Source organism: Acidobacteriota bacterium (assembly GCA_030697165.1).
GTDB lineage: Bacteria > Acidobacteriota > Vicinamibacteria > Vicinamibacterales > UBA2999 > 12-FULL-67-14b.
In genome coordinates this window covers 157,178-170,468 of sequence record JAUYQQ010000016.1, presented here as the reverse complement: position 1 = coordinate 170,468, position 13,291 = coordinate 157,178, and the positions used below count along the sequence as shown (strand labels likewise).

General features: G+C 66.6%; 6 protein-coding genes. 3 read left to right on the top strand and 3 right to left on the bottom strand.

Annotation, left to right across the window (positions count from 1 at the left end; all coding sequences use genetic code 11):
• Positions 1 to 47 precede the first annotated feature (47 nt).
• Positions 48 to 6,671: a translocation/assembly module TamB domain-containing protein gene (locus tag Q8T13_16840; GenBank protein ID MDP3719431.1), complete on the bottom strand. Its 6,624-nt coding sequence runs from the start codon at positions 6,669 to 6,671 to the stop codon at positions 48 to 50.
• A gap of 160 nt (positions 6,672 to 6,831) precedes the next feature.
• Between Q8T13_16840 and Q8T13_16835 the strand changes: the two genes are divergently transcribed.
• Entirely contained in the window at positions 6,832 to 7,275 is a 444-nt protein-coding gene (locus tag Q8T13_16835) for a redoxin domain-containing protein (protein ID MDP3719430.1), read from the top strand.
• Here Q8T13_16835 and Q8T13_16830 read toward each other — a convergent pair whose 3' ends face one another.
• Entirely contained in the window at positions 7,276 to 8,112 is an 837-nt protein-coding gene (locus Q8T13_16830; protein ID MDP3719429.1) for a maleylpyruvate isomerase family mycothiol-dependent enzyme, read from the bottom strand.
• Between the two features lie 161 nt (positions 8,113 to 8,273).
• On the opposite strand from Q8T13_16830, the gene Q8T13_16825 reads away from it, so the two are divergent.
• On the top strand, positions 8,274 to 11,117 hold the full coding sequence (locus tag Q8T13_16825) for a TonB-dependent receptor (protein ID MDP3719428.1): 2,844 nt from the start codon (positions 8,274 to 8,276) through the stop codon (positions 11,115 to 11,117).
• A 21-nt stretch (positions 11,118 to 11,138) separates the two neighbouring features.
• Here Q8T13_16825 and Q8T13_16820 read toward each other — a convergent pair whose 3' ends face one another.
• Complete coding sequence (locus Q8T13_16820; GenBank protein ID MDP3719427.1) at positions 11,139 to 11,744, bottom strand: DUF1697 domain-containing protein; 606 nt, start codon at positions 11,742 to 11,744, stop codon at positions 11,139 to 11,141.
• 221 nt (positions 11,745 to 11,965) lie between these two features.
• On the opposite strand from Q8T13_16820, the gene Q8T13_16815 reads away from it, so the two are divergent.
• On the top strand, positions 11,966 to 13,291 hold the full coding sequence (locus tag Q8T13_16815) for a serine hydrolase domain-containing protein (GenBank protein ID MDP3719426.1): 1,326 nt from the start codon (positions 11,966 to 11,968) through the stop codon (positions 13,289 to 13,291).

The window sequence follows — 13,291 nt, the reverse complement described above, 5'->3', positions numbered from 1 at the left end:
TGTAACTTTCAACTAAAACTACCAACTTTCAACTTCTCAACTTTCAACTAAAAGATGTGCCCAATCCCGAAGTACCAACGGCCTCCGCTGAGGCTGTTGGGCTTCCGGGTGGTCGCGGTGGACAGGGCCGAGCCGGGAATACCGTAGTCCACCCGCAGCATGCCGACCGGCGTCGAGAAACGCAGTCCTCCACCGTAGCCAATCTTCAGGGCGCTCCAGCTGAACGCCTCGTCACTGCCCAGCAAGTCACCCGCATCGACAAAGCTCACGCCATTGATCCATCGATAGATCGGAAAGCGCACTTCCTGGTTGAGCACCAGCAGCGTTTCGCCGCCGAGCGGCAGGCCAAAGAAGTCGCGCGGTCCCAGGCTGTCTTCGCCGTAGCCGCGCACGCTGGTGGCACCACCGGCGTTGAAGCGGGCGCTCGGCAACAGCGGGTCGGGCCCAAACTTCTTGCCCCACTGCACGCGCGACGCGAACACGACCCGGCCGAGCGACCCGAACGTGTACTGCTGCACCAGCAGCTTGCGATTGCTGACGTCGGAACCGAGCCACGACGCCGCGTGATCGATCGACGCCGACGAGAACGTGCCCTTGACCGGCGCCAGCGGATCGTCGCGGCGGTCCCACAGCGCGGCGCTGCTGAGCGAGGCGAGGTTACTGACGAAGTCGAGCGGCACCACGTCGTTGCCGGGTTCGGGGTCGTAGGTCCGCGATCGCTCGAAGCGGTAGCCGTAGACGACCTGCAGGCCGCGCGGCCGCCAGCGCTGGTCGGCGCTGAAGCCCTGGACGTCGTTGATCGCGACGATCTCCTGCCCGTCATCGTCGCGAATGTGATCGCGGGAGTAGAACCCGTACAGGCTCGACCGGGCCCGCCAGCCGAACAGCCGTGACGTGGCCAGGAACAGCGTTGCGTCCTGGCGATCGTACTGATACATGCCGAACGCGCCGAAGGTGAGGGCGCGGCCGAACAGATTCGGGTTCTTCAGTTCGGCCACCACGCCGGCATTGCGGGTGCTCGTGAACTCATCGAGCTTGAGCTCGCGGTCGCCTTCCAGCTGAAAGCCATAGCGGAACGTCCACTGGGGGTACTCCTGCACCACCACCAGGGCCTTCACCGGCTGAACGCCATCGACCGGCTCGCCAACCGGCACGGCCTGAATGTCCACGAGCCGGAACACGTTGGTGTCGTACAGGCGCTTGCGCGCCACCGCCCAGGCGTCGAGATCCACTGGCTGGCCCAACTCGAAGCGCAGCGAGCCGGTGAGCACGTCGCCGCGCGTGATCTCGAGACCGCGCGTCTCGACCTCCTGCAGCACCTGCTGCGGCCCCTCCGTGATCGCGAACGTGAGGCGAACGGTGTCGTCAGCCGCCACTTCCGGCAGCACTTCGACGTCGGCAGCATTGAAGCCGTCTCCCCGGTACTGCTCCTCGACCCGGAGGCGGGCGGCGCTGACCTCGGTGGCCACGTACGGCGCAGGTGTCTGCATAGCGGCGGCCTTCTGGATGGCCGCCAGCCGGCGCTCGGGCACGCCCTCGAACTGGACACTCGTCACCTGCGTCTGCGGGCCCTCGACAATGGTAATGGGCAGCACGCCGGTGTCGCCGTCGATGGTCAACGGGCCACCCGTCACCTGGGCCTTGAGGTACCCGGCCGCGTGGTAGGCGGTGACGAGCAGTTCCTCGACCGGCCTGCGGTTGAGCCACGCCTCTACGTCCAGCCCTTGCGCCTCGATCGCGTCCAGCAGCCGGTCCCCGTCCAGCGCCTGGTGACCGGTGACCCGAATCTCGCGGCCGCTGACCCGCACGCCCTCGGTCACCTCGATGGTCAGCCGCTTGGTATTCGGCAGCGGCCGATCGACCGTGCCCACCACGACGCTGCCCAACTCGTTGGTGCCGACCAGGTAGCGGCGAACCCGGTGCGTGAGATCGTCGATCAGGAACTGATCAAAGGCGTTGCGATGCCAGGCCTCCTCGAGGTCCTCGGTGAGGCTCGACGGCAGGGTCGCACCGATGACCTCGAGGACCGTGCGCGGGCCGCGGTCCACCGTGTACTCGACCACCACGGTGCCTGACTCAGGCACGTCGACGCGGCGGGTCCGCACGCGCGCCTCGAAATAGCCCTGTTTCTTGAAGCGATCGCGGACCCGGTCCACGTCGCGTTGCAACACCAGGAAATCGAAGTCGTCGCCGGGATCGAGCGAGATCTCGGCGCGCACCTCCCGCTCAACGGCGGGCTCGACGCCCGCGAACGTAATCGCCGACACCTTCTGCTTCACGCGCAGCTCCGTGGGCTTGCGGCCGACGCCGCCGCCGAACGTCACCTGATGGCGAATGCCGACGCTCGCGGTGTCGTCGTCACGCGACAACCCGCGAATCTCGATGGTCGGCGTCACGTAGTAGCTGATGACGAAGGTGGTGTTGCCGCTCTCGCGCAAGTTCTGCGACACCGTGAACTCGACCTTGCGGCTCAACCGCTTCGATAGCGTCAAGCGCGTGGTCGGGTCCGTTCGATCGTTGCCGATCAACGACGGGTCGTCGCGGAAGTCGGGATCCTCGAACTCGCCGCGCTCGACGCGGAAGGTGTCGAGGCCAATCGCCCGCCCGGTCACGCCCAGCAGGTCGGCCGACAGCAGCGTGAGCGCGGTGCCGGTGTTGGTCTGGCCCAGCAGTTGTGCCGCCAACTCGCCCGGCGTCCGCGACCCGTCTTCCGACGTCAGGTCGATCGACGGCCGTTCCAGCGTCCCGGTCAAGGTGAGGGTGGCCATGTCGCCACCACCGAGCGGCGCCTCGGCGACGATGTTGAACTCGGGCCGGATGCGGCGCAGATCGGTGAACGAAATGTCGCCGCGGGTGATGCGGAAGGTCCGGCCGGCCAGGAAGATCTCGCCACCTTCGCGCAGCGTGATGCGCCCGTCCATGCCGGGTGCCGCCGCGGTGCCGGTGACACGCACGTTGACGGCAGCCGCGAGCCGGCCGTAGTTGTTGTCGACGGTCATGTCATCGCTGGTCGTGACGTTCAGGTTCAGCCGCACGCGATCGAGATACGGCTGCTGCTGCGTTGGCGAGACCGGTAGCGTCGCGCGGCGGGCCAATGCCGCGAGCGTGATGGTTTCGGCGTAGGCGCTCTGCACCACCCGGATGTCGCCGGTGATGGTCGGCCCCTTGGGGTCGGGGCGAAACGTGATCAGCGCGTCCAGTTCGCTGCGCAGCCCGTCGATCAGTTCGATCGCGACGCCCTTGGCCTGGATGTTGACGACGCCGTCGATGGCGTCGACGCCCGACACCTGCAGCGATCCGTCAAGGCCCAGCGTGCCACCATTGGCCAGGCCGCTAATGCCGTCGAGCACTACGCGCTGGCCGTCGAGCAGGATCACTCCGTTGAGGTCCGACAGCACCAGGCGCGGTTCCGCGATCGCGATTTCGGCGTCCCGCAGGGCCACCTCGCCGTCGAACAGCGGGCGCGACACGGTGCCGCCGATCAAGGTGTTGAGGTTGGCGTTGCCGTCGAACGCCAGCGTGCTGACGAAGGCCGACAGCACGCGCAGGTCAATCAGGCCTTGCACCGACAGGTCGAGCGGCGGGTCCTCGGCGGCAAAGCCCACCGACCCGTCAATCACCAGCGGGTTGTTGGCCACCATCCACGAGATGTCGGCGACCGCCAGCGAACCGCGCGCGAACTCGACCCGCGACGGCCGCTGCTGCTCGACCGGGATCCCAGAGAACGTGAACTTGGCGGCATCGACGGTGAGCTCACCGACGATGGCCGACAGTTCGAGGACCGGGACCTCGGCTTGCGCGGTGGCGGCAAAGCTGCCCACCACGCCGCCGCTGGCCACATCGCCGGAGAGCCGCGACACGGTCAGCGACTCGCCCTGCAGCACGGCCTCGAGGTTCAGGTTCGTGACCGCTGGCGGACCCCCGCCCCAGTTGAAGGTGCCGGCCTTGAGCGACAGCGTCGCGAGGGTGCCGGCGCGGCTGCCGTTCGATCGGAGGTCCAACGACAGCGGGCCCGAGCCGTCGAAGGTGACCGGCACGCCCACGGCGCGGCCCATGCGGATGGCGTCCTGGAACTCGCCGATGAACTGTCCCTGGAACGCACCGTCGAGTTTCGTGTTCCACTCACCCGCCGCCGTCAACCGGCCCGCGCCGATGCGGACATTCAGGTCCTTGAGCGTCACATCGTCGCCGCGCAACACGACGTGGACCGGCGCGTTCAAGCTCACGGGCACGCCGCCAATCCCGGCGTCGAGCTCGGTCAGGTTGACAATGGCGACGCGGTCGCGGGCGTCGGCGAAGCGGCCCGACGCCGTCACCGTGCCGCTGGCGAAGCCAAGGATCTCGGATTCGACGGCGTCGAGGAACGGCGCCAGCCTCGCCAGTTCGAGGCGATCGAGGATGGCCGTCGCCTTGTAGTCGTAAGGCGAGGCGGTGGCCACGTCGGCGTTGACCAGTGCGCCAATCGAGGGCAACCGGACGACGACGCGCGCGTGATCGCCCATCAGGTCCGCCGTCATTTCACCCGCGCCGATCAGGGTGCCGGCGTCCCCGCCGGTCAACGAGAAGTCCACGCGCCCCTGCCCACGCGGCTGGGCAGTGGTGCCCTTGCCGTCGAACTGCATCGAGAACACGGCCTGCGTGTCGTTGGGCGCAAGCAGGGCGCCCTGCCACGACAGCCGGTCGCCCTTCAGGCTGGCGTCGTACGCGCCGGTCTCCCAGGCGTAGCGCACGCGGCCGTCGAGCAAGCCCACGCCCTGCCGCAGTTCGAGCGACGTCACGTCGATGGCATCGGGGGTCACCACGGCCTTTGCGTTCGCGGTGTCGATGGTCTGCCCGGCCCACGTCAGCGCCGAACCGGTGATGGTGGTGTCGAGCCTGTAAACGTCGAAGGTGCCGCCAAGCGTCGCGCCGACCGTCAGCGGACCAGCCACGCGCCACGCCTCGGGCACATCGGCCTGCAACTCTTCGGCGCGGGGGGCATCGACGTTGAACTGGCCGGTCCAGGTGCTCTCGGTGATGTTGGCGACCGCGTTGCCGGTGATGAGCGACGAGCCCTGGCGCACCTCGAGATTCGTAATGTCGGCGCGCGTGGTGTCAGCGACCAGGTGCGTCGTGAGACGGACGCGGCCCAGCAGCGGCACGTCCACGTCATCGCCCGACACCTGCGTCTCGATCTGCGGCAGCTTGTAGGAACCCGCCAGGGTCATGGGCACGTCGATCGCGCCATGCACGTCGGCGGCGATCTCGGGGACCGGAAACCCCAGCATCGCCAGGCCTTGCGCCGCTGTGGCGACGTCGCTCACCCGCGCATGCGCGGGGCCGGTCATGGTCGACAGCAACGCCGAATCGCGGTTGATGCGGCCCGCCATGCGGCCCTCGATTGCCGCACCTGGCAGCGTGTGATTGTGATCGAAGCGGTAGTCGTCGCCGACGATCGTCGCCCGGAGGGTGCCGGTCATGGCCACGTGGTTCCGCTTGGCGCGACCGGTGGCGCGGTTGGTGATCGCGAAGCGGCGCGGCTCGCCGAACTCGAACGTGCCGCTGCCGTCGAAACCGGCGGCAATCGCCTGCGGGGTGACGTTGGCCATGTCGAGCGCGGTTTGCGCGTCGAGCGCCCGCCACGAGGCGGTGGCCGTGCTGATCGCGGTGCCGCCCCAGGGCACGTTGAAGTCGGCGCGAATCTCGCCGCCCGATCGCGGGACGATGGCGAGCGCCGTGCCCGAGAACGATTCGAAGGTGACCAGCACGGGACCCGACAGGGTGAGCTCGCGCTCGCGCCCGACCGCGAGCGTGTTGCTCGACACGCGCAGCGTCGTCACGACGTCGCTGGTCGGTCCGGCGATGGTGCCGTCGATGGTGACCAGGCCGCCGACCGGCACGGGCGGCGGCGGGATCCATTTGGTGGCGTGCTCGAGAGCGACGGTGCCCTTGAGCGTGAGGGCCAGGCTTGGCGAATCCAGCACGCGGTGGATCGTGCCGCTCAGAAAGGCGTTCAGTTCCGACGAGACCAGCCGGGCGTCGGCCAACGTCACGTCGGAACCATCGAAGGTTATCACCGTGTCGAAGGGGGCCATGGTCAAGGTGCGCTCGCGCAGTCGCACGGCAAGCGGGCCCCGCACGGCGAACGCGCCCTCGGCGCCGAGCGCGCCGCTGGTGAGCGCTGACTCGATCTGCGGAATCTTGACGCCCCAGTCGCGGACCAGGTCGGCGTACTGCACGTCGAGGCCGCGCAGCGTCAGGCCGCGCAGGTCGAGGCGGCGCGCCGTCTCCGGCGTGGGCTGGTCAGAGCCCGGCGGCAGGTTGGTCACGCCGTTCTCGTCGCGAACGATGTCGACAATGCCGTTGTCGATGCTGAGATGATCGATGGCGAAGCGGCCGCGGAACACCATCCACGGCAGCGTGACTTCGACGCGTTGGGCGACCAGGAATGGCCGGTCGTCGTGGCCCTCGGCCGCGAGGCGCACGCCGGTGAGCGTAATGCGGCGGGTCAGCGCGTTGTAGCTCAGGGCGTCCGCGCTGAGTACCAGGTCGTAGCGGGCGACGAAATCGCCGGCCCAGGACAGGGCACGACTGCGCGCCCACGGGGTGTGAATGAGTAACAGGGCGCCCAACGTCATCCCCGCGGCTATCGCCGCCGGAATGACCAGCCCCCGTCGCACCCAAACTCTCACAGTATCGATTCTAGTCCCGCAATTGGGGTACCATTCGCCAGTGGAGGATCAGCTCATGCGTATGAAGTCATGGCTCAAGATTGGCGTCGGCGCCGCCTTGAGCCTGGTGACGAGCGCGGCGGGCATGGCCCAGGCACCAGCGGAATTGAAGGTTGGTGACATGGCCCCCGCGTTCTCGGCACCCGGATCGGATGGTAAGACCCACACGCTCGCCGAGTCGAAGGGCAAGCAGGCGGTGGTACTCGCGTGGTTCCCGAAAGCCTTTACCGGTGGTTGAACGGCCGAATGCAAGTCGCTCCGTGAGAGCGGCGATCTCATCCGGCAGTACAACGTCGCGTACTACATGATCAGCACGGACGCGATTGAGGACAACACGAAGTTCGCCCAGATGCACGAGGCGGACTATCCGATCCTGAGCGATGTCACCAAGGAGATCGGCGCCAAGTACGGCGTCCTCGGCGCCACCGGCATGGCGCGGCGGTGGACGTTCTACATCGACCCGGACGGAAAGATCCTCCACATCGACACCGCGGTGAAGGCCACGTCGGCTGGTCCCGATATGGTCGCCAAGCTCGGCGAACTGAAGATCGCAAAGAAGAAATAACTACACAATGACCGACCTGGCTCGCAGCAACGGCGCGGCCAGGTCGGCATCTCCCGCCACCGTCACGCGCCGCCGCAGTGCGTCTCCCGCCAGCGCGTTGTAGAACATCCGCCACACATCATCGGCCGCGATCGTGACCATCGCGTCTGGCGCCGCCGGCCGACCGCGCCAGATCTGCCAGCGGTCGTCGACGCGCACGAGCGTCCAGCTGCCGGTCGTTTCACCGGTGACCGCGAGCGTGATGGTGGTGCCGGGCGCCGCGCGCACGCCGGCATAGGCATAGGGCAACGCCCGCACGGAGATCGCGAGCAACGGCTCGAGCCATCGCGGCGCCAGCAACCGCGGGCGGCCGGTGGCGTCGCGGATTTGCATCTGGTGGTGCCAGTGCTCGGTGTATTCGCGCCCGGTGTCCATCCAGTTCTCGGACTGCTGCTCGCCGGCCCAGCTCACGGCGTAGATCGCCGGCCCATGGGGGTCGAGGCTGGTCACGAGGTCGGCCAGTTGCTCGCCGGCGTGCTGGAGCAGGTCGGTCAACACCGCGGTGCTCAGGCGCGCGCCAAAGGCCACGCCGGCGGCGTTGACCGCGTTGATGAACCGCGCGAGGTCCTGGTCCGACTGGATGGGGCGATCGGGCGGGGTGAGGTGGACGTCGCGCTGGGCCGAGAGCTTGCGTAGCTGGCCGTCAAGCAGGTGGGCCGCCACGTCGCGCACCCGCCAGGCGCCCGCGACCGTGGGCCGGAGCCAGTCGTCGGCCGGCAATGCCCGCAACAAGCCCACCAACTGCCGCGACAACGGACGGAAGAGAGGGGCGGTGTCACAGGACGTAAGGGGCGTCATGCCGGGCCATGATATTCCGGGCGGCGTGTATCCAATTGTCTTGACACCACGGCCAGTCCCCCTTAATGTCCGCGACTGATGCACGGCATCACTTCGTCAATCCATCGAACCCGAGGGAGTCGAACATGCGTCGAGTTGTGTTGTGCGCAGCAGTCCTCTGTGTGGCGTTGTTCATCACGTCCAGGGAGGCCAGTGCGCAGGCCTCAATCGCCGGCGTGGTCCGCGACGGATCCGGCGCCGTGTTGCCCGGGGTCACGGTCGAGGCGTCCAGCCCGGCGCTGATCGAAAAGGCCCGCACCGTGGTCACCGACGGGTCCGGGCAGTACCGGATCGTGGACCTCAGCCCAGGGCGCTATCAGGTCGTGTTCACCCTGCCGGGGTTCAAGACGGTGCGGCGCGAGGACGTGGTGCTCGAGGGCGCCTTCTCGGCGCAGATTAACGTTGGGCTCGAGGTCGGCGCGCTCGAAGAGTCGGTCACGGTCACCGGCGCGACGCCGACCGTTGACGTGACCAACAACCGGACCCAGTTCGTGGCCAACCGCGACATTCTCGATTCGATTCCCACGCCCATCCGCAACACGCCGGCCCGGGCGCTGCTGCTGCCGGGCACGACGGTGACGCCGTTCGTGCTGGGGCAATACAGCATGAGCGTGCACGGCTCGAACACCGCCGACATGGTGATCGCCATCGACGGCTTGCGCGTCAACAACCTGTGCGGCAGCGGCCAGTACAGCGGGTTCTACATGAACGACGCCAGCATCCAGGAAGTCACCTTTACCACCGGCGCCGAGTCGGCCGAGATGCAGAACGGCGGCTTGCGCATCAACAGCACGCCGAAGGACGGCGGCAACACCTTCTCCGGCACGTTCTTCGCCTACGGCATGAACGGTGGGTTGCAGGCCGACAACCGGTCGGACGAGGTGAGGGCGGCAGGCGTGCCGCAGCCCAGCATCGCCTATACCTACCAGATCAACCCGTCGTTCGGCGGCCCAATCAAACGCGACAAACTGTGGTTTTACTTCACCTACAAGTACGAGGACAACAAGACCTACGTCGCCAGCTCCGCGTTCGACGACGGCAGCCAGGCATATCGCCAGGCCATGGGGAACTACAGCGCGGTGACGAGGCTGACCTGGCAGGCGTCGCAGAAGGACAAGGTCCGCTTCTATCTCGACCGCCAGTACAACGGCGAGTTCTTCAACGGCTTCAACACCCTGCCGACCACATCGCCCGAAGCCTCGACCGACGCGTTCGGGTTGGGTTGGGTTCCGCAGCTCAAGTGGACGCAGACCACCACCAACAAGCTGCTGCTCGAGGCCGGCATCTCGTATTACACGCAGGACTACGAACAGAACTGCCGTGAAAGCGTCGGCCCCACAGACTTGCCCCGCCTGGAACAGACCACCGGCAGGTTGACGGTGGCCTGCGGCAACACGATTCCGCCGTATACGAGCTGGACCAAGAGCTACAATTCCGCGGCGTCGGCCAGCTACATCACCGGCTCGCACGCCTTCAAGACCGGCGTCACCATGCAGTGGGGCACCAACTCGAGGACGTTCTCGTCGAACGCCCAGATCAACACGCTGGTGTTCAACAACGGCCTCCTCGGCGCGCCCGCCAGCGCCACCAACCCGATCCCGTGCACCGCGCTGCCCTGCCCGATCGCCGTCGTCGTGCACAACGGCCCCACCACGGCCCAACAGAAAGTCAAGAACGACTTTGGCTTCTTCATCCAGGACACCTGGACGATCGACAAGCTCACGCTCAACCTCGGCGGCCGTTTCGACCACTTCAACGCGATGGTCCCCGCCCAGTCGGCGCCGGCGAGCACGTGGATCCAGGCGCGCAGCTTCGCCGAGATCAAGGACGTTCCCAACTGGAATGACTGGTCGGTGCGCATGGCCGCGGCGTACGACGTGTTCGGCAACGGCAAGACCGCCCTCAAGGTGAATGCGAGCAAGTACATCGCCTCAGCCGCGGCCGGCTACGCTGCGATCTTCAACGGCATGACCTATTCGACGCAGCCCCGCGCCTGGATCGACCTCGACCGCAACAAGTCCCTCTACGATGCCGCCGGCAACGTCCAGACGGGCGAGGTGTTCGGCGGCACGTCGAACTTCGGCGGCATCACCAGCCGGCCCGATCCGGATCTGCTGCGCGGCTACAACTGGGAATACAACGCGACCGTGCAGCACCAGCTGTTGGATCGCCTGTCGATGACCGCCGGCTTCTACCGGCGCCAGTTCTACAACCTGGATGTGACCGACAACACCAACCTGGCGGTCACCGACTGGTCGCCGTTCTCGATTGCCACCCCGACCGATCCGCGGTTGCCGGCCTCAGGCGCCGCCATCACCATGCACTCGCTGAACGCGAACAAGCTCGGCGTGGCCACCGACAACCTCCGGACGTTCTCGGACATCAACACCTCGGTCTACAACGGCTTCGAAGTGAGCGCCAACGCGCGGTTCACCAAGCTGTTGCTGTTTGGCGGCATCACCACCGACCGCCGGGCGACGACCTCGTGCGACGAGCGCGACAACCCGAACAGCGCGCGCTTCTGTGACGCGGTGCCGCCGTTCCGCACCACGTTCAAGATGTCGGCCGCGTATCAGCTGCCGTATGAGTTCCAGCTGAGCGGCTCGTTCCTGTCGCGGCCGGGGCCGAGCGTGGCCGCCAACTACACGGTGACCGCCGGCATCGCCGGCCGGCCGATCGTTGGCTCGACGGCCGGCGCGACCACGATCGGGGTCAACCTCGTTCAACCTAACACCGTGTTCTTGGACACCTTCAACCAACTCGACCTGCGTCTCGGCCGCACCTTCCGTGTCGGCAACCGCACCCGCATCCAGGGCTTCGCCGACTTCTTCAACATCCTGAACGCGGGCACCGTGACCAGGGTCAACGAAACGTATGGTGCCAACCCAGCGACCAACGCGTGGATGAGACCGACCGCCATCATGGACGCGCGCTATATCCGCTTCGGCATGCAGATGTCGTTCTGATCAGGGATCAGGGATCAGGGATCAGGGAACGGGGAACGGGGAACGCCCTGATCCCTGATCCCTGATCCCTGATCCCTGATCCCTGATCCCTGATCCCTGATCCCTGAGTTTGAGCACGGTGTTCCAGTTGCGGGCCGTGCCGGTCGTGCCGAGCTTCTTCTCAATCAGCGTCATCGTGACTTTCGACGTGCCGATGCCGTCAGGGTAGACGAAGTAGGCGTGCCGGCCCTTCGCCTTGACCACCTCCCGCCCCTTGATCGCCTCTTGCAGCGCCTTGACCGCGGCCGGCGGCGGCGCGTCTTTCAGGCACATCAACACCATGTGGCTCGGGTCGAGCTTCGCCTCTGTCGGGAACGGGTTGTCGGCGATGGCTTGCTGCCACTCGGCGCCGGTGCGTACGAAGAAGTCGGTTTGGAGACCAAGCTGCTTCGCGGCCGAGGTTTCCAGCAGCTTCTCGAGGGGACCGGTCGCACGCGAGGGGCTCTCGAATACCAGGTTCCCGCTTTGCAAAATGCTTTGCGGGTTCTTCATGCCGAGGTCCGCCAGCCAGGTCTTCAGGTCGGCCATCGAGACCTTGTTATGGGAGCCCAGGTTGATGGCGCGGAGCAGGCCGATGTAGATCGCCATGCCTAGCTCTGGCTGCGACCGGCCGGCGGCCAGTAGGAAAACTCGTAGCGCTTAATCGAGGCCTGGAGTTTCTTGGTGATCTCGGGCGACAGGTCAATAGCCATCATCTTGACTGGCGATTGTACTCAGCCGCGGCAGCACCCGTGTGAGCTGCCGCCTCTCTTGCGGGCCGGAGGCCAAGCGTCGATAATCACCTCGACTTGGAGGGCCAGTTGCGAATCATGCGCACTCGATTGCTTTCATCCCTTGCCGCCGCGGCCATCGTCGCAGCGGTGCTGGCGCCGGCCGCCGTCCACACCCAGCGCCGGACGGCGGTGGTCACCGTCCCGGCGCTGCCGGTGGCTGCCCCCGAAGCCGTCGGGTTCACTACCGGAGGCCTCGACCGGATGGACGCCGGCATGCAGGACATTGTCGACAAGAAGCAGCTGGCTGGCGTCGTGACCCTGGTGGCGCGCAAAGGCAAGGTCGTGCAGCACAAGTCGTACGGCTACCAGGATCTCGACACGCAGACGCCGATGCGCACCGACACCATTGCCCGCATCTACTCGATGACCAAGCCGGTGACCGGCGTCGCCATGATGATGCTGTACGAGGAAGGCAAGTGGAAGCCCACCGATCCGATCGCCCGGCACATCCCCGAGTTTGCGAACCTGAGGGTGTATGCCGGCGAGAAAGACGGCGCGATGATGCTCGAGGCTCCCGGACACGCACCGACGATGGGCGAGCTGATGTCGCACACGGCGGGATTCACCTATGGACTGTTCGGCAACTCGCCGGTAGACAAGCTGTACCAGGCGGCGAATCCCTTGGGACAGCCAAACCTCAAGGCGTTCATCGACACGATGGCGACGCTGCCGCTGCTCTATCAGCCCGGCACCCGCTGGGTTTACAGCGTGTCGGTCGACATCCAGGGATACCTGGTGGAGAAGCTCTCGGGCCAGTCGTTCCCCGAATTCCTGCGCACGCGGCTGTTCAATCCGCTGGGGATGATCGACACCGCCTTCTACGTCCCCCCGGACAAACTGTCGCGCGTCGCGACCCTCTACGCGTACGACAAGGCCACGGCCGCGCTCGCGCCGGCGCCTGGCGAGATGACCGCGACGAGCGCACCCGGCTTGCCGTCCGGAGGCGGCGGTCTTTATGGGACGGCGGCCGACTACTTCCGCTTTGCCCAGATGTTGCTCAACGGCGGCGAGTTCGATGGCAGGCGTTACCTGAAGAAGGACACCGTCGACATGATGCGTACGAACGTATTGAGCGACCAGGTGCTCAATTCGCAGTTCGGCATCGGCCAGGCGCAGTTCTCGCCAGCCCAAGGCTTTGGCTACGACTTCGCAGTGGTCCTCGATCCGGCGGCGGCGAAGCGTCAGGTCGGCAAGGGCAGCTACTGGTGGTGGGGCATTGCCGGCACCTGGTTCTGGATCGACCCCGCCAACGAGGTCGTCTTCGTCGGGATCATCCAGCGGCGCGGCGGCGTGCCGGGGGCAGCCAACCACGAGGACGTCTCGCGCCGCGTGATTGCCGAGGCGCTGGCGCCGGGCAAGTGA